General features: G+C 65.8%; 21 protein-coding genes. 7 read left to right on the forward strand and 14 right to left on the reverse strand.

What is annotated here, in order from left to right:
* Window positions 1-35 precede the first annotated feature (35 nt).
* Window positions 36-1,964: a tetratricopeptide repeat protein gene (locus ACN22W_RS01080; protein ID WP_419685814.1), complete on the forward strand. Its 1,929-nt coding sequence runs from the start codon at window positions 36-38 to the stop codon at window positions 1,962-1,964.
* Between the two features lie 211 nt (window positions 1,965-2,175).
* On the opposite strand, the gene ACN22W_RS01085 is transcribed toward ACN22W_RS01080, so the two are convergent.
* A complete protein-coding gene (locus ACN22W_RS01085) occupies window positions 2,176-2,583 on the reverse strand; it encodes a hypothetical protein (RefSeq protein ID WP_419685815.1) in 408 nt (135 codons plus the stop codon).
* 665 nt (window positions 2,584-3,248) lie between these two features.
* Here ACN22W_RS01085 and ACN22W_RS01090 point away from each other — a divergent pair.
* The gene (locus ACN22W_RS01090; protein ID WP_343494342.1) at window positions 3,249-4,031 is read left to right on the forward strand and encodes an FkbM family methyltransferase; all 783 of its coding nucleotides are present in this window, start codon (window positions 3,249-3,251) and stop codon (window positions 4,029-4,031) included.
* 31 nt (window positions 4,032-4,062) lie between these two features.
* Here ACN22W_RS01090 and ACN22W_RS01095 read toward each other — a convergent pair whose 3' ends face one another.
* The 10 genes from ACN22W_RS01095 to ACN22W_RS01140 all read right to left on the reverse strand — a co-directional run bounded on the left by ACN22W_RS01095 (window position 4,063) and on the right by ACN22W_RS01140 (window position 14,793).
* On the reverse strand, window positions 4,063-4,767 hold the full coding sequence (locus ACN22W_RS01095; RefSeq protein WP_419685817.1) for a phytanoyl-CoA dioxygenase family protein: 705 nt from the start codon (window positions 4,765-4,767) through the stop codon (window positions 4,063-4,065).
* Window positions 4,758-5,735 carry a hypothetical protein gene (locus ACN22W_RS01100; protein ID WP_419685818.1) on the reverse strand — a complete coding sequence of 326 codons (978 nt, stop codon included), beginning with the start codon at window positions 5,733-5,735 and terminating at the stop codon, window positions 4,758-4,760. The genes ACN22W_RS01095 and ACN22W_RS01100 overlap by 10 nt, the downstream gene beginning before the upstream one ends.
* An 8-nt stretch (window positions 5,736-5,743) precedes the next feature.
* Window positions 5,744-6,403: an acetyltransferase gene (locus tag ACN22W_RS01105; protein ID WP_343494339.1), complete on the reverse strand. Its 660-nt coding sequence runs from the start codon at window positions 6,401-6,403 to the stop codon at window positions 5,744-5,746.
* A complete protein-coding gene (locus ACN22W_RS01110; protein ID WP_419685819.1) occupies window positions 6,403-7,038 on the reverse strand; it encodes a class I SAM-dependent methyltransferase in 636 nt (211 codons plus the stop codon). The genes ACN22W_RS01105 and ACN22W_RS01110 overlap by 1 nt, the downstream gene beginning before the upstream one ends.
* Window positions 7,035-7,745, reverse strand: a complete 711-nt coding sequence (locus ACN22W_RS01115) for a WbqC family protein (protein WP_343494337.1) — start codon at window positions 7,743-7,745, stop codon at window positions 7,035-7,037. The genes ACN22W_RS01110 and ACN22W_RS01115 overlap by 4 nt, the downstream gene beginning before the upstream one ends.
* Complete coding sequence (locus tag ACN22W_RS01120) at window positions 7,735-8,865, reverse strand: DegT/DnrJ/EryC1/StrS family aminotransferase (protein WP_343494336.1); 1,131 nt, start codon at window positions 8,863-8,865, stop codon at window positions 7,735-7,737. The genes ACN22W_RS01115 and ACN22W_RS01120 overlap by 11 nt, the downstream gene beginning before the upstream one ends.
* 187 nt (window positions 8,866-9,052) lie before the next feature.
* A complete protein-coding gene (locus ACN22W_RS01125; protein ID WP_419685820.1) occupies window positions 9,053-11,407 on the reverse strand; it encodes a tetratricopeptide repeat protein in 2,355 nt (784 codons plus the stop codon).
* Between the two features lie 250 nt (window positions 11,408-11,657).
* On the reverse strand, window positions 11,658-11,957 hold the full coding sequence (locus ACN22W_RS01130) for a flagellar protein FliT (RefSeq protein ID WP_419685821.1): 300 nt from the start codon (window positions 11,955-11,957) through the stop codon (window positions 11,658-11,660).
* A 25-nt stretch (window positions 11,958-11,982) separates the two neighbouring features.
* A complete protein-coding gene (fliD, locus tag ACN22W_RS01135) occupies window positions 11,983-13,506 on the reverse strand; it encodes a flagellar filament capping protein FliD (RefSeq protein WP_419685823.1) in 1,524 nt (507 codons plus the stop codon).
* 132 nt (window positions 13,507-13,638) lie between these two features.
* Complete coding sequence (locus tag ACN22W_RS01140; RefSeq protein WP_419685825.1) at window positions 13,639-14,793, reverse strand: flagellin; 1,155 nt, start codon at window positions 14,791-14,793, stop codon at window positions 13,639-13,641.
* Window positions 14,794-15,313: 520 nt separating this feature from the next.
* Here ACN22W_RS01140 and rpsU point away from each other — a divergent pair.
* Window positions 15,314-15,526, forward strand: a complete 213-nt coding sequence (gene rpsU, locus ACN22W_RS01145) for a 30S ribosomal protein S21 (protein ID WP_006401410.1) — start codon at window positions 15,314-15,316, stop codon at window positions 15,524-15,526.
* A gap of 428 nt (window positions 15,527-15,954) precedes the next feature.
* Entirely contained in the window at window positions 15,955-17,199 is a 1,245-nt protein-coding gene (locus ACN22W_RS01150) for a PepSY-associated TM helix domain-containing protein (RefSeq protein ID WP_419685833.1), read from the forward strand.
* Window positions 17,200-17,265: 66 nt separating this feature from the next.
* Here ACN22W_RS01150 and ACN22W_RS01155 read toward each other — a convergent pair whose 3' ends face one another.
* On the reverse strand, window positions 17,266-17,868 hold the full coding sequence (locus ACN22W_RS01155) for a DNA-3-methyladenine glycosylase I (RefSeq protein ID WP_419685834.1): 603 nt from the start codon (window positions 17,866-17,868) through the stop codon (window positions 17,266-17,268).
* A 142-nt stretch (window positions 17,869-18,010) separates the two neighbouring features.
* On the opposite strand from ACN22W_RS01155, the gene ACN22W_RS01160 reads away from it, so the two are divergent.
* Window positions 18,011-18,892 (forward strand): BadF/BadG/BcrA/BcrD ATPase family protein, encoded by an 882-nt coding sequence (locus tag ACN22W_RS01160; RefSeq protein WP_193097437.1) that lies wholly within the window; start codon window positions 18,011-18,013, stop codon window positions 18,890-18,892.
* Window positions 18,893-19,027: 135 nt separating this feature from the next.
* On the forward strand, window positions 19,028-19,852 hold the full coding sequence (locus ACN22W_RS01165; RefSeq protein WP_412022647.1) for a Cof-type HAD-IIB family hydrolase: 825 nt from the start codon (window positions 19,028-19,030) through the stop codon (window positions 19,850-19,852).
* A 130-nt stretch (window positions 19,853-19,982) separates the two neighbouring features.
* Here the strand turns inward: ACN22W_RS01165 and aqpZ are convergent, their stop codons facing one another.
* Window positions 19,983-20,723, reverse strand: a complete 741-nt coding sequence (gene aqpZ / locus ACN22W_RS01170) for an aquaporin Z (RefSeq protein ID WP_129513444.1) — start codon at window positions 20,721-20,723, stop codon at window positions 19,983-19,985.
* Between the two features lie 301 nt (window positions 20,724-21,024).
* Between aqpZ and ACN22W_RS01175 the strand changes: the two genes are divergently transcribed.
* Entirely contained in the window at window positions 21,025-21,321 is a 297-nt protein-coding gene (locus ACN22W_RS01175) for an H-NS histone family protein (RefSeq protein WP_129513445.1), read from the forward strand.
* Window positions 21,322-21,426: 105 nt separating this feature from the next.
* Here the strand turns inward: ACN22W_RS01175 and ACN22W_RS01180 are convergent, their stop codons facing one another.
* Window positions 21,427-22,491, reverse strand: a complete 1,065-nt coding sequence (locus tag ACN22W_RS01180; protein WP_419685838.1) for a glycosyltransferase family 4 protein — start codon at window positions 22,489-22,491, stop codon at window positions 21,427-21,429.
* Window positions 22,492-22,526 lie beyond the last annotated feature (35 nt).

The raw sequence follows: 22,526 nt of genomic DNA on the forward strand, positions 1-22,526 counted from the left end.
CCGTTCGCGATGCGCGTCGCGCATCGCCGCATGACATGACGCCTGCTTCCGACGAATCCGCTGCCGTCCAACACGCCGCGACCCTGTGCCAGAACGGACGGTTTGCCGACGCGCTGTCGCTGGTTGCGCCGCTGCTCGACAGGCCGGCGCCGACGATTGCGGCGCTGCACGTCGCGGCCGTCTGCGCGCTCGGCCTGAACCGGTTGGCCGACGCGGAAGCCTGGTGGCGGCGCGCGATCGACGCGATGCCGACGTTCGATCCGCCGTACGACGGCCTCGGCGCGCTGCTCGTGTCGCAGGGGCGTCTGCCGGAAGCCGAGGCGCTCGTTCGCCGGCAGCTCGCGTCCGTCACGCCGTTACAAGCGTCGCATCATCACCGGTTTGGCAAGGTGCTCGAAGCACTCGGCCGGCTCGATGAGGCCGAGCAGGCGTTCGGGCAGGCGCTGCTGATCGAGCCGCGGTCCGCCGACGTGCTGACCGACCTCGGCAATGTGCTCCGCGTACTCGGCCGGCCGGCCGAGGCGGAACTCGCCTACCGGCTCGCGATTGCCGTGCGTGCCGACCACGCGCTCGCCCATGCGAATCTTGGCGCGATCCTCGTCGACATGCAGCGGCTGCCGGAAGCGGAAGCGGCCAGCCGGCAAGCGCTCGCACTGTGTCCGGATCATCCGGAGGCGCACTACAACCTTGGCGTCGCGCTGCAGAATCTCGATCGCCTGCCCGAAGCGGAAGCGGCCTATCGCGACGCGATCCGCTGCCGCCCCGGCTTGCCGCAACCGCACAACAATCTCGGCTGCGTCGTGCGCGCGCAGGGCCGCCACGACGAAGCGATGGCCGCGTTCGCCGATGCGCTCGCGCTCGCGCCGGACCTGGCCGAAGTGCACTACAACCTTGGCACGACGTTCGCGCATGCCGGCCGTCACGACGATGCCGAACGCGCGTACCGCCGCGCGCTCGAACTGCGCGCCGACTATGACGATGCGCGTTTCGGGCTGGCGACGCTGCTGCTCGGCCTCGGCCGGTTCGAGGAAGGCTGGCGGCGCTACGAATCGCGCTACGAGCAGTCGACCTTCGTGCATCGCCGGACACGCGAGATGCTGCAGTGTGCGCAGTGGCAGGGCGAGCCGCTTGCCGGCAAGACGCTGCTCGTCTGGCAGGAGGACGGCCTGGGCGACATGCTGCAGTTCAGTCGCTATTTCGCGGAGTTTCGCGCACGGCACGCGTCGCGTGTCGTGTTCGCGTGCCAGCCCGCGCTGCATCGGCTGATGGAGACGGTCGACGGCGTCGACGAAGTGCTCGATCACGACGCGGCCGCGGCGCGCGCCGCGCAATTCGATTGCTGGACGAGCCTGCTGAGCGCACCGATGCACGCGGGCACAACGCTCGACACGATTCCGCCGCCGGTGCGGCTCGCGCCCGACCCGGCCCGTGTCGCGCGCTGGCGCGCGCGCCTCGATGCGCTGCCGGCCGGCCCGCGCGTCGGGCTCGTATGGAAAGGCAACCCGAAGCATCACAACGATGCGCATCGCTCGCTGCCGTCGCTCGCGTTGCTGACGCCGCTGTGGAGCGTGCCGGGTGTGAACTTCGTGAGCCTGCAGAAGGGGCAGGGCGAGGATGAGGCGCGCCAGCCGCCGGGTGGCCTGCCGTTACTGCACCTGGGCTCGGAGCTCGACGATTTCGCCGATACGGCCGCGATCGTCGCGCAGCTCGACCTCGTGGTCTGCGTCGATACGTCCACCGCGCATCTGGCCGCGTCGCTCGGCAGGCCTTGCTGGGTGCTGCTGCCGAATCAGGACGTGGACTGGCGCTGGATGCACGACCGCGACGATTCGCCGTGGTATCCGGGCACGGTGCGGTTGTTCCGGCGCGGGTGCGACGAGAGCTGGATCCGGATGGCCGAGCGCTTGCGCGCGGCGTTTGCCGCACATTTCGCGGTCGCGGACGAGACGGCGCGGGCCGTCTGACACGACGCCCGAAACGATCGAGCGATCGCCCGTCCCATCGTCGGACACAAGCAGCCTGCATGCCCTTCAATACAAAACGCCCGATGGGATACATCGGGCGCAACGGTGACCGACAACGGTCGCTTCATGTCACGACTCGGCAGGTCGAGTCATCCTGTGCCGATAACGCGGGGAACAGGATGCAGTCCTGCGCGATTCGTGCAAACGGCGCTCAGTTCGTGGGTTGAAACAACAACGTTGCTTGTCCCATGTTGTCGCCGCAGTAGTCGTCACTTACATAGGCGAAGACATTCATGACGCCACCGGTCATCTCGACGACGGTCGGGCGCGCCGTGATCGCGCCGCCCCACCGAATGCTACCGAAGCCGCCTTGTACGATCGCGGTGTCGATATTGCAGCCGCCCGTCAGCGAGCCGCCGCTGCAGCTCATCGTGTTCGACGTGAGCGAAACGGCATATCGGCCCGGTGCGAGCGCGAGCTTGGCCGGCGTGCCGCCGGACACGGTTCCGACATAGCTGGAAAGGCAGTTGGCCTTCGCGTCGATCACGACGCTCGTCGCCGCGTCGCACATCAAGGGAACCATGGCCGCAAGTGCTGCAACGATCAGTTTGTTACGCATCAGTCGCGTTCTCTCAGTGTTTGTTGATTGATATTTGCCCGGCGCTGCCGGAAACGCACTGGCGCGTCCGGTCTCGCCTGCCTGCATCGTGCGTCGCAATGAAGACACGACGGGCAGGGCGAACCGGCGGCATGCGTTCCGGCCGAGGTCGGGCGGATGCGGACGTGGAGCCGTTTCATTCCTCGCAGCGCCCCGCGTCCATGGCGCAAGATCCGGCGCAATGCGCAAGCCGTCGTGAGTTACGAATGCCTGCCTGTTTCATGACGCCTTCCTTACTTTCGCTATAACGGCAGGTTTGATGCCGAATTTAGGCCGCGTTCGCCTCTTGAAGGCGACCTGAACACGCGGGCAACGGATCCGGACGATCGGCGCCGATCCGCGCGCTACCGGACGATCGATCCGATCCATCGCATTGCGAACGTGCGGGTCGAGTCGGGGGCTTGTCGTGTCGCAGGCCGGCGGCTGTCGCACGCTGCAGGTCGAGCCGACCGCAGCGCACGGGCCGGCCTCGCGCGCGAGCGCCACGAATTGCCCGCTTTTGCCGAATCTGTTCGTCGTTTCGAATCGATCGCGCGCCGCTAGAATCAACGCGTTTTCGGGGCAACGTCGAACTGGCGCTACAGGGCGCGCGTTCCCGCCATGCATGAAATCGACCAAGGCCGGCCATGAACAACTGGAAGTTTGTCCCTGTTGAAAGCCTCGTGAGCGAGGAAGCGCTCGCGCGTGCGCAAGCATTCGATCTCGACCGCCACGTCGTCGAGACGACGGTGCGCGGGCTGACGTTCCGCTGGCTCGCGCCGAGCAAGCGCCTGCTCTGGATGGCGGCAGGGCTCGAGTACATCGAACCGGAACTGCTGGACTGGATCGACCGGCTGCCGCCCGCATCCGTCTACTACGATTTCGGCGCGAGCAACGGGATCTTCGCGCTGTACGCGGCAAAGCGCGGCCTGAAGGTGATCGCGATCGAGCCCGACCCGTCGAACTACTTCCTGCTGTCGTGGAACGCGTACCTCAACGCAGGGGACGGGCTCGACATCCAGGCGTTCAACGTGGCCGCCTCCGACCGGTTTGCGATCGACCGGCTGTACATCCGCAAGATGGAACTCGGCGCGCACGAGAAGATCGTCGGCCAGCCGTCGCTGGTGTCGGGCGAAACGTTCGCACCGAACCACGTGCATGCGATCCAGGTCGTCCACTTCGATCGCTGGCGCGAGCAGTTCGGTCTGCCGCAGCCCGAGTACGTCAAGATCGACGTCGACGGGCACGAGGTGCCGCTCATCGACGGTGCGGCACAGGGCCTGGGCGCATGCAGGCAACTGCTGATCGAGATCGAGGACGCGAAGATGGACCTGCTCACGCACCGTCTCGGCGAGTTCGGTCTGACGCTCGCGAGCAAGCACCCGGTGCAGAACTACGCGGGATTGTGGAACTGCATCTTCGTGCGCTGATCGCCGGGGCCCGCCGCAACGCGGGCCGCGCTCAAAATCCCGACAGATAGACCTGCCGGTCGACGGCGGTGCGGTATGCGCTGACGAACCCGCGACGGCTCCATTCGTCGCACGAGAAATCGTCGAAGCGGCATGACAGCGACAGCTTCCAGTCGGTGACATCGCTGGTGAGCGTTCGATGCACGAGATAGGGCGACATGAAGAGCACGTGCCCTGCATCGATCTCGAGGTCGCAGGCGCCGTCGATCTCCTGGTCGTCAAGCACGTAGCCGCGGTCGGTCTGCTCGCCCGGCCACAGTCCGCGCCGATGACTGCCCGGGACGATGCGCAGTCCGGGCGCCCCTTTGCGCACGTCCGCGATCGACGTCCACGCAATCACGCCGCGCGAGGAGGTCCCCATGCTGGGCCAGTCCTGGTGGTACGGCAGGCCGTAGTTGTTGCCGATGCGATCGTTTGCCGTGTAGTGGGTGACGATCGGGCCCGTCTGCACCGGCATCGCGATACCGAGGTGGCGGTCGAGCGCGGCCGTCAGCTCGGGCGAACAGAAGAAGCGCTTCACGTCGATGTCTTCGGCGAGCAGCTTGATGATGTTGCGGTTGCGCGTCGCGTCGTCGCCGAACCTCGGAATGAAATGCCGCTCGAACTTCGCGCGCACGTGCTTGATCAGCGATTGCAACGCATCGTTCGCGACGATCGCGTAACCGAGTTCCCGAAAATCGCCTGCTATCACGTCCATGCTGCGTCACCCTGGATGCCACTGGTGGCCCGTGCCTGCGCGTAGCCGAACCCGCTCGCGCCGAAGCCGTCGCCGTTGTAGAACATGTACAGGCGCTCGCCGACCTGCACGACTTCCGGATACGCGACCATGAATGCATCCCAGCCGCTCGGCGACACGTCGAGCCCGGCGCATTCGTCGAGTCGCCGCCAGACGATGCCGTCGGTCGATTCGGCGTAGCCGAGCCGGTAGCTGACCGACGAGCGCTCGCGATAGCCGTCGTGACTGCGCTTGCAGAACCACATCCGGTAAAGGCTGCCGTCGAAATGGACCGACGCGCGCGCCAGCCCGCCTTCGTGTTCGTCGAGATAGTCGATCGCGACGCGGCCGCCGCGCGTCCAGTGAATGCCGTCGCGCGATTCCGCGTATTTCAGGTGGTAGCGTGCCTCGGGCTTGCCGTCGACCAGCGTCCAGCCGGTGCACGACAGATACCAGTTGCGCCAGATTCCATTCTCGATCCGCACGCAGGTCGTGCCGCAGAAATACGGCTCGTCGGCCGTGCGGTCCATCACCGGTCCATCGAACAGGCGCCGGTAACGGCGGCCGCCGTCCTCGCTGATCGCGAGGCCCACCGCGTTGTGGTACGGAATCGTGTTGCGCACGTTCCAGCCGATGTAATACAGGTACCGCACGCCATCGTGCTCGACGACCGACGACGGCATCGTGCCGCAATCGTCGAACGCGCCGAGCGCGCCCGGCGGCAGCACCGGTTCCGGATCGATGGAGACGATTTCGGCGGGCGCACTCGCGCGGACGGCCATGCTCGCGATCGCACTGCGATTGTCCGCGTCGCGACTGCTGAACAGCAACTGCAGCGTATCGCCGTCGATGCCCGCGGCCGTCGGAATCTGCGCGTGCGATTTCGCCCAGGGCAGTCGTGCATCGGGTGCATAGATCCGCCCCTGCTTGTCCCACTGTATGCCTGCCACGGGCTCCCCTAGATCTTCAGGTCGGTGCTGGCCATCGCGAGCTTGACCGCGGGATTGCCCTTGTACACCGACCAGGGTTCGGTCGATTTCGTGATCGCGGATGCCATCGTGACGAACGTGCCTTCACCGATCGTCACGCCGTCGCGCAGCGTGGCGTTCACGCCGACGAAACTGTACGCGCCAATGTCGCAATGGCCGGACATGACGACATGCGAGGTCATCGTCACGTGATCGCCGACGCGCCCGTGATGCCCGATATGGTTGCCGCTCCACAGCACGACGTTGTCGCCGATCGTCGTGAACGGCTGCAGCGTGTTGTCTTCGAGGATGAAGCAGTTCTCGCCGATCGTGTTGTCGCAGACGGTCGCGCGCGAGCTGACGTAGCTGATCAGCGGATAGCCGCGCGCCTTGAGTTCGTTGAAGATCTTCTCGCGCTCGCGGTTCATGCGCTTCGGCGACATCGGCGCGAAGAAGCTGAAGTCGCCGGGCGGATGGGATTCGACGACGTCTTCGAACGCGATGACAGGCAGGCCCTTGAACGTGCCGCCTTCCGGCAGGTACTGCCGGTTGACGCAGAACGCGGCCACCGTGTGCGGCGAATCGTGCTCGAGGTAGTAGTGCGCGAGTTCCGCGTAGTCCTGCAGGCCGAACAGAATGACGTTTGCCATCAGTTGTGCTCCCTGTACACGTACGTCGTGTACTCGTAAAGCCCGTAGTCGTGTCGCACCACGTAGTGACGCGACAGCTCGCGCGACAGGAAGTGCGTCAGCTGCGTGACCGGTACGTGGAACAGGTCGTCGCGCTCCCAGTCGACCTCCTTCGACATCACGTTGAACGCGATGCCCTTGCGTGCCTTCGGGAACACGACGCGCAACACGCGCGAGAAATAGTCGAACATCTCGTCGTAGCCGAGCTCGCGCTTTTCGGTGAAGACGCCATTCATCACGATGTAGTCGTATTCGCCGAGCCGGTCGGGCTCCGCGAGCACGTCGACGCACACGTAGTCGTTGTCCGGATACTTGCGTCGGGACAGGTCGCAGAACGCCTGGGACGCATCGAGCCCGGCATAGCTCAGGCCGTCGATGCCGCGGTCCAGCATGTACTGGTACAGATGCGACGCCCCGCAACCGAAATCGAGCAGCGTGGCAGGCGCCGGCCCGGGGCGCACGAGGTCGAGCATCACGCGATAGCGCGTGGCGGCGTCTTCGGCGTTGGGCCAGTCCACGCCGCGATGCGTATCGCCGTGGCGCTCGAGGCACGACTCGTAGTGACGGATGAGGGTGTTGTGGAGATCGTCTTTCATGACAGCGTGGCGCCGGCAAGCAGATGGTCGATCGACGCGTCGTCGTTGCACATCAGCACGTCGATGATCGACAGCGCCGGAACGAACGTGCCGCGAACGGGCGTGTACGGCTCCAGACCGGGTGTCAGGAACTTCAGTTGCAGGCCGGCGGCGGCGAACGTATGCGGGTCGTACAGTTCTTGCCCACCGGCGGGATTCACGTAGATGTCCGCGTGCTCCTTCCGGCCGATGTCGATGATGCGCGCCTCGGCCTTCAGGTCCGCGTTCGCATAGCGTCGCGACGTCGCGACGATGTTCGTGTCGAGTCGCAGGTGGTCGCGCAGCGTGATCAGGCCGTGCAGCAGGAAGTCGGCGAGGTTGGGCGCGTCGTGCAGCAGGATGCGTTCGACGACCGGAAACACGCGCGCGAAATGCGGCGAGCGTGCGTAGTTCTGATGGATCGTGCGCAGGATCCGGGAGCGCCACGCGCCGTCGTCCGCGACTTCGATGTCGCAGATGCGGCGGTTCTGGCTCGCCTGCCGCAACGGCATCGTGATCATGTGCGGCGCGCCGTTGACGTTGATGCGGTTGCGATTGATCCAGCCGCGATTGATGAAGCTCACGTCATCGAACACGACGAACGTGTCGACGCTGGCCATCAACTGGAAATAGCCGACGTACGGGAAGAAGTACGGCTGCATGACTGCCAGCCGGCGTTCAGCTTGCATGTTGCGTCAGGCCCGCCTCGGCCAGCACGATGTCGATGATCCGGTCCTGGTCGCGTGCGGTGAGCGCCGGGTAGATCGGCAGGCACAGCACCTGATGCGAGATTTCGCTGGCGACGGGCAGGTTCGATCGCGCCGACGACGGCAGGCCGCGATAGGTCGGAAACTCGCTGATCAGCGGGTAGAAATACCGCCGCGCCGCGACGTTGTGCTCGCGCAACGCATCGTAGACCGCGTCGCGCGTCACGGGGAAGTCGCGGGTGATGCGTACCGGAAAGTACGAATGGTTGCGGGTGCTGTGCTCGGGAACCGGGGGCAGCAGCAGGCCCGGCACGTTCTTCAAGGCCGCTCGATAGCGCTCGTCCACGCGCGCGCGGCCGTCCGCGATCCGGTCCATGTGCTCGAGCTGCAGCAGGCCGAAGGCGGCCTGTACCTCGTTCATCTTGCCGTTGATGCCGGGGCCGATCACGGTCACTTCGTCGACGAAGCCGAAGTTCTTCAGATGATCGATGCGGCGCTTCGTCTTCGCGTCGCGGCAGATGAGCGCGCCGCCCTCGAAGGTATTGAAGATCTTGGTGCCGTGAAAGCTGAGCACGGACATGTCGCCGAATTCGAGTACCGAGCGGCCGTGGCGGCGCACGCCGAACGCGTGCGCGGCGTCGTAGAGCACGCGCAGGCCGTAGGTGTCGGCGATCCGTTCGATCGCGTCGACGTCGCACGGGTAACCGTACACATGCACGGGCAGGATCGCGGTCGTCTGCGGCGTGATCGCCGCTTCGATGCGCGTGGCATCGAGATTCATGGTCACCGGATCGATGTCGACGAACACCGGGCGAATGCCGTTCCAGTGCAGCGCGTGCGTCGTGGCGACGAAACTGAACGGCGTCGTGATGACTTCGCCGGTGATTTTCATCGCCTGCAGCGCGGTGATCAGCGCGAGCGTCGCGTTGGAAAACAGCGAGATGTGCTCGACACCCAGGAATTCGCAGAGCGACCGTTCGAGTTCCGCATGGAAGCGGCCGCCGTTGGTGACGATCTTGCTTTCCCAGATCTGGTTCAGATATGGGAGAAACTCGTCCAGCGGAGGCATGTAGGGCTGTGTGACGGGTATGAGCTTGTCCATGATCCTGTCCCGAAGTCGTACGTTTCGAGCGCCAATGCGCACACCGGTGATGGTGAGAACACTCTAGCGGGCGCGACGCCCGGGCGATCGGTCGAGCAGGAGGCGGTTTGCGAGTCAATTCGCGGTAATGCGGCGACGTGCTCGTCGGGCCGGTCGGTCGCGCTGCGTGCAGCCGCCGGCCGTGCGTTCAGCCGACCGCTTCGTCGACGAGCGTCGAGGTCGGCCGGTCGGGCAGGGTCGCATCGAACGAGACCGGCGCGTCACCCGCGCACCAGCGGCGCCACATCATCCGCAACGCGACCGACAGCCCCTGCGCGACGACGTCCGGATGGAACGGCGCCGACGCGAGGCAGCGTTCGCGCAGGCCGCTGCGCACCGTCTGCAGCGTGTCGAGATCGTCGGCGAGCGCGATGGCCTTGCGGACGAACTCGTCCTTGTCGTGCGCGATGAAGGCGTCGAGATCGACCCGCTTGAGCCAGCTTGCGGAGCCGCGGGTCGGGATCGACAACCCGGCGAGTGTCACGGTCGGTACGCCCATCCACAGGGCGTTGAGCGTCGTCGTTGAGCCTGCGTACGGGAACGTGTCGAGGCAAATGTCGACGCGGTGATGCTGCTGCAGATAAACGGGGATGGTCGCGCGCGGCTGGAACGTCAGGCGCGCGGGATCGATACCTGCGGCCGCAAACCAGCCGGCGATCGTGTCGCGGTCGCGATCCTGCTCGATCGCGCCGATCACCATCCGCGCGTCGGGCTTTGCGCGCAGCACCGCGGCCCACAGCGCGATCACGTCCGGGCGCAGCTTGTTGAGCCGGTTGAAGCTGCCGTAGGTGACAAAGCCGTTGTGCAGCGCCGGCAGGCCGTTGATGGGCGGGCAGTTCGCCGGCGGCAAGTACGGCGCGAGCGCGGGCATGCGTACGATCTTCTCGACGAACTGGTCGTCCAGTTCGCCGGCTGGCGTGACGATGCTGTCGCTGAGGTAGTAGTCGATCGTACGCATCCCGGTCGTGCCCGGGTAGCCAATCCACGATGCCTGCAGCGGCGCGGGCTTGCGTGCGAGCGCGACCAGGCGGTTGCGGCCGGTGTGACCGGAGAGATCGATCAGGATGTCGATGCGATCGTTGCGGATCTGTTCCGCAAGCGCGGCATCGCCCAGCATCGTTACGGTTCGCCACGTGGTGGCGTGCGCGCGCAGCTTGGCGGTGACGTGATCGTCGATCACGAAGTTGTAGTAGAAGTGCAGCGACAGATTCGGATCGCGGCTCAGGTGTTCGATGACGGGCAGCACATAATGTGCGACCGCGTGGTTCAGCAGGTCGCCGGACACGAAGCCGATCCGCAACGGGCGCTCGGGATCGCGAGAGTTGGCGTAATTTTTCGGCAGTGCGTGTCGTTCGTGCCGTTTGCCGAATGCACGATGTTCGTCGAGCAACATCTCCGGCGAGTTGGTGTCGTCGTGAAGCAGGCTGAACAGCAGCGAACTGTGCGACACGCTGTCGTTCGGATCGATTTCGATGGTGCGCCGCAGCCAGGGGACCGCCTCCTGCGCGGCACCCTGGTCAAGCAGCACGAAGCCGAGTGCGCCGTTGGGCGATGCTGCATTCGGTGCCAGCTCCACGGCGCGTCGGCATGCCGCGACGGCTTCCTGCTGGCGCCGCAGCCCGTGCAGCGCGATGCCGAGAATCCGGTGCGCCTCCACATTCGTCGGCTGTGCGGCAATGATCAGGCGGCACTGGGTTTCCGCTTCCGCGAGCCGGGCCATGAGCCGCAGCGTATCGGCGAGCAGCGTCCGCAGCAGAAGGTCGGCGGGAAAGCTTTCGAGTGCGCGATAGGCGATATCGACCATCTCGGGGTATTGCCGATCTCTGTACAGCGAAACCGCGAGGGCGCGCAGGCATGCACCATCGTCGGGATATTCGGCGACGAGCCGACGCGCGAGCGCGAGCGCCTCCGCCGATCGACCCTTGTCGAACAGTCCGGCGTGCTTCTGCAGCTTGTGCAGTGGCGCTTTGCGCACGGGTTCGACGGGTACGTTCCCGATAGCGCTTTCAGGGACTGGGGGCTGGGACGAAATATTCAGCGTGATGCCGGTTGTGCCACCCGAGCCCGCGGCGGGTGACGTGGGAAACGTCGCGGTGGGCGTTGCCATTTGCGAGATCAGGCCGTCCAGTGCGGGGCCGTGTACGCCGCGCTGCTGCGCCATTTCGACGGCGACCCATGCGGCGGGCGTCTGATCCGCCCGGTACAACGCGTTGATGTAGCTGACCCAGCATTGACCATTGCCCGGATTGGCCCCGAGCGCGATCTCGAAGTGTGGAATCGCGTCGGTCGGCCGCCCGGTGTCGACCAGCAGCACCGCGAGGTTGTAGTTCGTTTCCGCGTGTTCCGGGACGGCATCGAGGATCGCGTCATACAGTGCTTTCGCATCGTCGAATGCGCCGTCGTGATGGCGCTCGATGGCGTTCTGCATGACGAGCGCGATATCTTGCTCGAACTGTTGCTCCGGGCTGAGCGTGGCGCGATCTGACGAGTCGGATAGGAGCATGGCGAGGGACGCGGTTATTCGGTGTTTGCCATTATCAGTAACGTGCGGTCGCATCGAACTTGCGAGATGGTGCCAAAAGCACAGCCAATTCCGCCGATTGGATACGGGGCGCGATTGAGCGGCGACGTACCGGACAGGTAAAAAAATGCCCGCACGAGGCGGGCGGAGGCGAACGAGCACGCCCTCACATCAGCGTGTAGTTCTTGTTGTCGGGTGGGTGCGCGCGATCGCGCGTGGCGCCGGGTGCGCGTTAGCGGCTCGCGATGGTCTGATACTGGCCGACGGCCTGCACGCGGCTCATCGCCGCCTGGTATTCGTCGGTCAGCTCCTGCTGCGCGCGTTGCGCGTCGGCGAAGATGCGCTCGTTGCTGGTCTGCATGCGGCGGATCGCAGCGATGCCGTCGGGCTGCTGGACGGCCGCGAGCAACGCGACGAGCGACCAGCGCGCATCGACGAGGCGCACCGCCTCGGTCCAGTCGGCCATCGCGGCCGCATGTTCGATCGCATCGGTGAGTGCGTCGATCTGCGCAATCAGTTCGGTCTGTTCCATCTGAACTCTCCTGTCCGGCTAGCGATCAGCCCTTGTTGGTCGACAGCGCGCCGGCGCTGTTCGTGCCGCCGAACAACTGCGTCAGGTACTGCGAGTTGCTGTTCATCGTCGCCATCAGCGTGTTGAGCGCGGTGAACTGGGCCTGGTACTGGGTGGTCAACTGGGCGACGTAGTTCGACAGGTTCGACTGCTGCTGCGTGACGCTCTTCAGGTCGTTGGTGAGCGCGTTCGTGCGCGCGGCGATCAGTCCGTTCGTCTGCGTGTAGTTCGTGATGTTGGTCGTCAACTGCTGGCCGATCCCGTTCGTGGAGTTGAACAGGGTCGCAACACCCGACGGGTTGCTCTGCAGTGCCGAGTTGAGCGTCGTGTTGTTGACCTGCAGCGTGCCGTCGGCCTGCAGCGTGACGCCGATCGACGCGAGGTTGACCGTCGGGCCGCTGCCATTCGCACCGCTGCCGCTCACGCCGCTTGCGACGATCGACGCGAGTGCGTTGTTGATCGTGTTCAGCGTCGAGTCGCCGAGCAGCGGGCCTTGCGACGATGCGCCGGACGTGAAGCTCGACAGCGAGCCCATCGTCGTGACGAGCGTGTTGTACAGCGTCGCGAAGTTGTTGATCGCGGCGGCCTGGGATTTGGTGTCGGCCGCGACCGTCAGCGTCTGGGTCTGGCTCGCATTGACGGCGGCGCTGGTCAGGTTCAGCGTGACGCCGGTGATCGCGCTCGTCACGGTGTTGCTCGCGCTCGTGCCGGCGATGCCGTTGATCGTGAACGCGGCGTCCTGCGCGGCCGTGCTTTGCTTCCATGCGGCGCCGCTGTTCGCGGACGTGAAGGTCGACTGCCCGCCCGTCGTGCTGGCCGTCGACGTGACGCCGAGGCTTGACAGGCCGTTGTCGCCGGACACGTTGCTGAGCGCGACGCTGATCGTGTTCGCCGCGCCGGTCGGCGTCGAGCTGAGCACGAGGTGCGCGCCGTCGCTGCCGTTGACGACCGATGCGACGATGCCCGGGTTGCCGGTCGTCGTGTTGATCGCGGCGGCGATGCCGGACAGCGTGTTGTTCGTGCTGTTCACGTCGACCGTGAACGACTGGCTGCCGAGCGACAGCGTCATCGTGCCGGTGCCGAGTGCCGTCGATGAACCGAAGGCGGCCGACGACAACGATTGCGACGTCGCGATCTGCGTGACGCCGAGCGAATAGTTGCCGGCAACGGCACCGGCGCCCGCGGTCGCTGTGACGCCGGTGCCGCTTGCGGTTGCGGTGAAGGTGTTCTGCAGCGAGCCGTTCGACAGCGTCGTGAGGCTGGCCTGCAGTGCGCTCAGCGCGGCCGAAAGGGCGCCGTACGCGGAAATCTGGGTGTTGTCGCTGCTCTGCTGCGCACTGAGCGCGGCAGCCTGACCGGCGGTCTTCGCATTGACGAGTGCCGTCACGAGCGAGTTGACGTCCATCGACGAGTTGCCGGTCGAACCGCTGATGATCGATTGTGCAGCCTGCTGCAGCTGGCTGTTGGCCGAGCTGTTGGCGGCAGTGACGGCGGAATTGATCGTCGACATCGTATTGCTCCGTGCGGCGGATGATCCGTGAGATTCTGGGTGAAGACCTGGCTGCGGGGCAAGGCCCCGCGCGCCAAGTGCTTGCGGCCGGGCCACGCGTTACGCGAGGCCCGGCCGCGGGTTGCTACGCGATTACTGCAGGAGCTTCAGGACCTGCTGCGGCAGCGAGTTCGCCTGTGCGAGCACCGAGATGCCTGCTTGCTGCAGCACCTGGTTCTTCGACATGTTCGCGGTTTCCTGCGCGAAGTTCGCGTCGGTGATCTGCGACTGTGCCGACGACAGGTCGGTCGATTCTGCCTGCTGCGACGTGGCGATTGCCGTGAAACGGTTTTGTGCGGCACCGAGTGCTGCCTGCACGTTGTTCACCGTCTGCAGCGCGTTGTCGATCGACACCATCGCGACGTTGGCGCCGCTGACCGTGCTGATGTCGAGGTTCGACACGGTCTTCGGCGTGTTGACGGCGTTGATCTGTGCGATCGCGTTGGTGATCGCCGTCAGCTGTGCGGCGGTGGTGCCTGCACCCGTTGCGCCCGTTTGCAGCGACAGTGCGCCGACTGCCGTGCCCGTGCCGGCCGTCGCGTTCGCGCCGAACACGGCCGTTGCGGCGCCCGACGTGATGCCCTGGCCGTTCTGGTCCGTGAACGTGTAGCCGCCCTGGCCATCCGAAACCACGTTGATCGCGGTGATCGCTGCGCCCGACCCCGTGTATGCGCCGGCGTTCGTGAGCGACAGGCCCGTCACCGTGCCGACCGTCTGGCCCTTCTGCACCAGGCCGCCGCCGATCTTCGCAGCCGACATGCTTTGGCTCAGGTCCAGCGAAATCGTCTGACCGACGTTAGCACCGACCTGGAACGACACGATGCCTGCCGAGCCGTCGAGAATGTTCGTGCCGTTGTACGTCGTTTGCGACGCGACACGGTTCACTTCCTGGATCTGTTGCGCGACTTCCTGTTGCAGTGCTGCCTGGTCGGTCGTGGACATCGTGCCCGTCGACGCCTGGACGGCCAGCTGGCGGATACGTTGCAGGCTGTTGGTCAGCGACGACAGTGCGCTCGATGCCGTTTGAATCATCGACACGCCGTCGTTCGCGTTCGACACGCCCTGGTTCAGACCGTTGATCTGCGTCTGCATCCGGGTCGAGATCGCGAGGCCTGCCGCGTCGTCCGCTGCGCTGTTGATGCGCTTGCCCGACGACAGGCGGGTGATTGCCTGCGACAGGGCGTTCTGCGAGCCGCTGAGGTTCTGCTGTGCAACCAGCGAATTGATGTTGCTGTTAATTCCGAGCATGGAAAATCTCCTGTTTAAGCCGAAAGCCCTGGAAAGCCGTTTTTGGCGTCGGCGGAAGCACTCGTTCATTGCTGGCCGCCTCAGAGCAGGATTTCGGCGTACCAAAACAAAACTTGAGGGGCGCGTTGAGATTCGGCCCGATTTTTTATCCTTCTTTGTCATTTCGGACGGGTCCGGCCGTACGGCCCGGTTAACGGGGGCAGAGACCGGCCTGCGGACGGAGTGGCAACGCTGTGCATACGGAATCGACAAAAGGATGGTTTTGTCTGTGATTCCCTGATATGATGGCGGGCTGAATTGAGATTTTCTGTCACGCCTTTGCCGTTCTCGGCATGTTTGCTGGCAGTCAAACGCGGCGCTGCACGCGGTTGTGAAGCGTACTCGCGGTGCTTTCCGCCTCTCTTTTCCGGCCTCCGAGGCCGTATTTCCGCTCGTTTCGCCTGTTGTGGGGACGCTCGGATGGCCGGTGCGTGGCGCTTGGCCGCTACGTTTTTGACCGTATAAGCAATTTAGGAACGACATGACGACGATTCTTCTGAAAGAAAACGAGCCGTTCGAAGTGGCGATTCGCCGCTTTCGTCGCGCTATCGAAAAAAACGGCCTGATCGCTGAACTGCGCGAGCGCCAGTCTTACGAAAAGCCGACCGCAGTCCGCAAGCGCAAGAAGGCAGCAGCCGTCAAGCGCCTGCACAAGCGCCTGCGCAGCCAGATGCTGCCGAAGAAGCTCCACTAAGAGCGTCTTCTGGTTCGCCGCGAAACGGCGGAGTGTGCTTCGAAAGAAGCCGCTCCGCCGTTTTGCTTTTGGGGGCCGGGAAAGGCCTGGGGCCGCGGCGTCGCCGGGCGAATCGCCCGCGTACGCAAGCGACGCGGCGAAGCTGGCCAGGGCGGCGACCAGGCAGCATGGGAGAGCGGGAAGGCGGGCGAAGCCGGCAATCGTGGCGAATGAGCAATAACGAAAACAAGAATCATTCGCATTGAGTTAAAATGCCGCGCATCGTATCGACACCCGTCGAACGCGCACCACTTCCATGCCGTGCGCAAGGGCATCCGGCCTCGCCTGGGGCGGCCGGCTCTTGTGCGGCGCCTGAATCAAATGACCTGGATCCCGTCGAATCGGGGCCGCCGCTCGTGCCGGCCCGCTTACCGCTCGCAGCGCCCGCGATGAATGCGTTCCTGCGACCGTTTCTCGTCCGTCTGCATCGCTGGTTCGGCCTGGCCATCGCGCTGTTCCTGTTCGTCGCGGGGCTCACCGGTGCGCTGATCGCGTGGGACCACGAACTCGATGCGGCGCTGAACCCGGATTTCTACGTCGCCCATAGCGGCGCGGCGCCGCTTGCGCCGCTCGTGCCGCTCGCGCTTGCGGCGCGCATCGAGGCCGCCGACCCGCGCGTGCAGGTGACCTATCTGCCGCTCGCGGTCGAACCGGGGCACACGCTGCAGGCGGGTGTGATGCCGCGCACCGATCCGGCGACCGGCCGGCCGCACGCGCTCGATTTCAGCCAGATCGCCGTCGATCCCGCGACCGGTGCGGTGCAGGGCCGCCGCGAATGGGGGGCGTTATCGGTCGCGCGGCTCGACCTGATGCCGTTCATCTACCGGTTGCACTACTCGCTGTTCCTGCCCGAGTACGGCGGGATCAACTTCGGGTTCTGGGTGATGGGCGTGGTCGGCATCGTGTGGGCGATCGACAGCCTGATCGCGCTCGTGCTCGCGTTTCCGAACCTGAAAAGCTGGCGCAAGTCGTTCGCGTTCCGCGTGCGGCGCGGCGGTTATCCGCTCGTGTTCGACCTGCACCGCTCGGGCGCCGTCTGGGTGTGGGGGCTGCTGCTTGTGGTTGCGGTCACCTCGATCTCGATGAATCTCGGCAATCCGCTCGTGCGACCGCTCGTGTCGATGTTCTCGCCGCTCGCCGAAACGCCTTACACGAATCCCGACCACTTCCCGCCCGCACCGCCGGGCAGCAAGGTGCTGCCGCGCGAGCGGATCGTCGAGATCGCGCGTGCGGCCGGGCGCGACGCGGGGATCGCCGCGCCGCCCGGCGCGCTGCTGTTCGCGCCGGCGATGAATGTCTATGCGGTCGGGTTCTTCACGCCCGGCAACGACCACGGCGACGTCGGGCTCGGCAATGCGTGGCTTTACTGGGACGCGGTGACCGGCAAGCCCGTCGCCGCCCAGGTGCCGGGCCGCGGCTCGGCCGGCGACCTGTTCATGCAGGCGCAGTTTCCGTTGCACTCGGGGCGGATCGCCGGCGTCGCGGGCCGCGTCGCGGTGAGCGTGCTCGGCGTCGTCATCGCGATGCTGAGCGTGACGGGCATCTGCATCTGGCTGAAGAAGCGCAGCGCGCGCGTGCGGGCCGCGCGGAGCACGCGGGCAGCCGTGCCGGCGTCGTCGCGCGCCGCGCGGTAGGCGGACGGCGGGACAACTGCGGGGCAGGGGCGACGGGTGGGGGGCGGCCGGCGGGGGCCGGCGCCGTCAGCCCGTCTTGCGCCGGCGTGCCGGTTGTTTGCCGCCGAGCGCCGCGCATGGCGCGTGGCACGGGCAATCGACCTCGTGATCGTTGACCATGCCGGTCGCCTGCATCAGTGCGTAGCAGATCGTCGAACCGACGAACTTGCAGCCGTACGCCTTCAGCGCCTTGCTGAGCGCGTCGGACTGCTCGGTCGACGCGGGTGCGTCGCGGTACGACTGCCACGCGTTCTGGACCGGCGTGTCGCCGACGAACGACCACAGGAACGCGGCGAGCGACCCGTGCTCGTCGCGGATGCGCTGCACGGCGCGCGCGTTGTTCACCGCGGATTCGACCTTTGCGCGGTTGCGGACGATGCCGGGGTTCTCCAGCAATTTTTCGATGCGCTTCGGCGTGAAGCGCGCGACGGCGTCGACATCGAAATCGGCGAATGCGTCGCGATAACCCGCGCGCTTGTTCAGGATCGTCGACCAGGACAGCCCGGCCTGCGCGCCTTCGAGGATCAGCATTTCGAACAGGTGGCGATCGTCGTGCGACGGCCGCCCCCATTCGGTATCGTGATAGTGAGCGTCCGCTTCCGTCTTCACCCAGTTGCACCGCTGCGACATCGTCTGCCTCGTTTTCAGTGTCGATTCGATCGCGCCAGCATAGCGGAAGCCCTTTTCACGGGATAGCCGGCCGAACGGCAGATGGGCGCACGGCGCCGATCCGGTTAAGCTTGGCGCCTGTTCGAATCAGCGGGATGAAGGCATGACGGCATTACTTTTTGCGATCGGTATCGACGGCGGCGGCTCGGGCACCCGCGCGGTGCTGGCGGACCGGCAGGGGCGCGAGCTCGCGCAGGGGCGCGGCGGCCCGTCGGGGCTCGGTCTCGGTATCGAGCGCGCGTGGGCGTCGATCGGCGCGGCCTGCGCGGACGCATTCACGCAAGCCGGTTTCGCGTTCGAATGGTCGCAGTGCGCGCTCGGCTGCGGGCTTGCGGGCGTCAACAATGCGGCGTGGCTCGCCGCGTTCCGCGCGCAGGCGCCGCTCGGTGCGCTCGCGGTCGAGAGCGACGCCTATACGACCGTCGTCGGCGCGCACGGCGGCGCGCCGGGGCTCATCGTCGCGCTCGGCACCGGCAGCATCGCGGCGGCGCTCGATGCGGCCGGCGCCTGCCGGATCGCCGGAGGTTTCGGCTTTCCGTCCGGTGACGAGGCGAGCGGCGCGTGGCTCGGCGTGCGCGCGCTCGCGTACGCGCAACAGGCGCTCGACGGCCGTGTGCCGCGGGATGCATTCGCCGACGCGCTGCTCGCGGAAACGGGCGCGCAGGATCGCGACGCGCTCGTCCAATGGTCGTGCGATGCGAACCAGACGATCTACGCGCGCCTCGCGCCGATCGTGTTCGCGCACCGCTCGCATCCCGTCGCGAGCGCGCTGATCGCGCAGGCGGGCGACGAGATCGGCAAGATGATCGATGCGCTCGATCCGCAGCAGGCACTGCCGGTCGCGCTGTGCGGCGGGTTGGCGGACGCGCTTGCACCGGCCGTGCCGGCGCGCCACGCCGCGCGGCTGCGCGCGCCGCTCGACGATTCCGCGCACGGCGCGCTGAGGCTCGCGCTGCAGGCGCTGCGGGCGGCGGAGGGCGGTTGAAGGTGGTGGACGGCGGTTGACGATGCGCTGAAGCAGGGCCGCAGGCGGCGATCGACCGGGAACCGTCCGGCGCGCAATCGGGCACGACGTTAAAATGGCCGTTCCGCAGAGCCCTGAGCGCCATTCTTCCGTCCCATGTACAAAGTCATCGCCACCGATCTCGACGGTACCCTGCTGAACAGCGACCACCAGCTCGATCCGTACACGATCGACACCGTCCGCCGCCTCGACGGCGACGGCCTGCAGTTCGTGATCGCCACGGGGCGCCATTACGCGGACGTCGCCGGCATTCGCGACGTGCTCGGCATCCGGCCGTACCTGATCACGTCGAATGGCGCGCGCGTGCATGCGCCGGACGACACGATGATCCACGCGCAGGACATCGATCCCGCGATCGTCCGTGGCCTCGTGCAGCCGGACGTCGTCGGCGCGCACGGCCGCGTGATCGTCAACCTGTTCACCAACCAGGGCTGGCTGATCGACCGCGAAGCGCCGCACCTGCTCGAATTCCACCAGGATTCGGGCTTCCGGTACGACGTGATCGACATGGCCGCCCACGACGGCGCGAATATCGCGAAGGTGCTGTATATCGGCGAGCCGGCCGATCTGGCGGTCGTCGCCGAGCGGATGCGCGTGCGTTTCGGCGATGCGCTGTACGTCACGTACTCGCTGCCCGACTGTCTCGAAGTGATGACCGCGAACGTGTCGAAGGGCCGCGCGCTGCGCACGGTGCTTGCGCGGCTCGGCGTCGACACCGGCCACTGCATCGCGTTTGGCGACAACATGAACGATATCGACCTGCTTGAAACCGCCGGTCACGCGTTCATGATGAACAACGCGAATCCCGACCTGGTCGCGCGGCTGCCGCACATCCCGCGGATCGGCAACAACTTCGACGCGGGCGTCGCCCGCCACCTGCGCACGCTGTTCTCGCTCGAGGGCAACGTCGCCGCTTCCTGAGCGCCCTGCTCAGGCGCGCTTCCCGAGCGGAAATGAAAAACGGGCGCCAAGGGCGCCCGTCGAAATTGCTTGCCTCGTGTTCTTGGACAGCGTGAGGCTCGCTGCTCTGCTCGCGTGACCCCGTAGTGTTTTATTCGCTTGTGCGAGCCGATGCCGGCAGCAGGTCGACGGCGTTGTCACGCCCCGCGACCAGCGGGTAAATGATCCCTGCGAGTACCGCGCCGATGATCGGCGCCACCCAGAACAGCCACAGCTGGCCGATCGCCTCGCCGCCGACGAACAGCGCGGGGCCGGTCGAGCGGGCCGGGTTCACCGACGTGTTGGTGACCGGAATCGAGATCAGGTGAATCAGCGTCAGGCACAGGCCGATCGCGATCGGCGCGAAGCCGGCCGGCGCGCGCTTGTCGGTCGCACCGAGGATCACGAACAGGAAGAAGGCCGTCATCACGACTTCGCAGATGAACGCCGCGCCGAGCGCGTAATGGCCGGGCGAGCGTTCGCCGAAGCCGTTCGTCGCAAAGCCGCTGCCGACCACGTCGAAGCCCGGCTTGCCGGTCGCGATCAGGTACAGCACGAACGCACCGAGCGTCGCGCCGACCACCTGCGCGACGATGTACGGCGCGAGATCGCGCGCCGGGAAGCGGCCGGCAACCGTCAGGCCGACGCTCACCGCCGGATTCAGGTGGCAGCCCGAAATGTGTCCGATCGCGAATGCCATCGTCAGCACGGTCAGGCCGAAGGCAAGTGCGACACCGGCAAAGCCGATGCCGAGGCCCGGAAAGGCGGCGGCCAGCACGGCGCTTCCGCACCCGCCGAGCACCAGCCAGAACGTGCCGAATACCTCTGCAGCGAGACGCTGAGAAAGATTCATGTAAGGGACCTTGTTCAAGTGGGTTGAAGACGACCGGACGACACGACGGATTTATTCGATCGCCCGGAATTGGTCTGGATTATAGGAAATGAATCGGGTCCGGGAGGGTCAACGATTGTTAAATTTGAATGGCTGACGAATGCCTTTTATTAGAATAAGTCCGCATTCTCGATATAGCCGATTCGGTTAAAGATGACAGCATTTATTTCGAAGGGTAGGGCGGCAGTGCGGATGACGTAACGGATGTTTGTGTCCCGGTGGATTCGCCGGGGCCGCATCATCGAAAAAAGGGAGTCGAAAAATGTCTCAATACGCGAAACTCAAGGCGCAGATCGCTGATCTGCAGGCCCAGGCGGACGACGTGCGCCGCCAGGAAGTGGCGGCCGTCATTGCCGACGTCCAGCGAATGATTGCCGAATACGGCTTGACGGCCCAGGACCTGGGCTTCGCGGAGCGGGCACGGCGCGGCCGTCCGCCGAAGAAGTCGCCGCTGCCGCCGAAATTTCGCGATCCGAAGTCCGGCGCGACCTGGAGCGGGCGCGGCAAGCCGCCGAATTGGATCGTCGGGAAAAACCGCGATCGATTCCTGATCGAATGACTGAAAGCCCCAAAAGAAAAGAGCCGCATCGTCGATGCGGCTCTTTTGTATTGCGCGCCGATTTCGGCGCGAATTTTACGGAATATTTCCGCGCGGATTTCCGCGTCAGGCGCCCGCAACCCGGCGCAATGCCGGTTGCCGGGTCGTCGTGCAAAGCGTTTCGTAAGTTTCGACATAACGCTGCGCCATGGCCTTCGAGCTGAAACGCGTGTCGAAACGTTCGCGGATCGCGGTGCGCGACAGGCTGTCGATCCGGTGCAGCGCGCCGACCGCGCCCTGCACGTCCTCGACGATGAAGCCGGTCACGCCGTCCTCGATCACTTCCGGCACCGAACCGCGGTTGAACGCGACGACCGGCGTGCCGCAGGCCATCGCCTCGATCATCACGAGGCCGAACGGCTCCGGCCAGTCGATCGGGAACAGCAGCGCCTTCGCGCCGGACAGGAAGGCGGGCTTCTGCGCTTCGTTGATCTCGCCGATGAACTCGACGTGCGCCTCGCCGAGCAGCGGCTCGATCACTTCCTTGAAATAGTCGGCGTCGGCCTTGTCGACCTTCGCGGCGATCTTCAGCGGCAGCCCGCTTTGCGCGGCGATCCGGATTGCCGTGTCGACGCGCTTTTCGGGACAGATGCGGCCGAGGAACGCGAGGTATTCGGGCTTCACGCCCGGCTGCGGCGTGAGCAGCGTGTCGGGCAGCCCGTGATACACGGTGCCGGCCCACGCGGCCTGCGGCAGCGGCTTGCGCTGGTTGTTCGAGATCGACACGACCGGTGCGTCCGGGAACGCGTCGAACACGGGCTGCAGCTCCGGCAGGTCGAGGCGGCCGTGCAGCGTCGTCACGTACGGCGTGTCGAGGCGCGACATCAGCGGGAACGGCAGGTAGTCGAGGTGGAAGTGCAGCACGTCGAATTCGTGCGCGACACGGGCGACCTGCTCGAGGAGCCGCATATGGGGCGCCATCGAATCGCGGATCGACGGGTCGAGCCGCAGTGCGCGCGGCCAGGCCGCCTCGAGACGGGCCGACGTGGCGGAGTCGCCGCTCGCGAACAGCGTCACGTCGTGGCCAAGTTCGACGAGCGCCTCGGTGAGGTAGGACACGACACGCTCGGTGCCGCCATAGAGTTTCGGCGGAACGGCTTCGTAAAGCGGCGCGATCTGGGCAATTCGCATGGGTGATCTCCGGTGTCGATCCGCTTGGGCGCTTG

Origin of the sequence: Burkholderia theae, assembly GCF_048565265.1 — a bacterium.
Lineage (GTDB): Bacteria > Pseudomonadota > Gammaproteobacteria > Burkholderiales > Burkholderiaceae > Burkholderia > Burkholderia theae.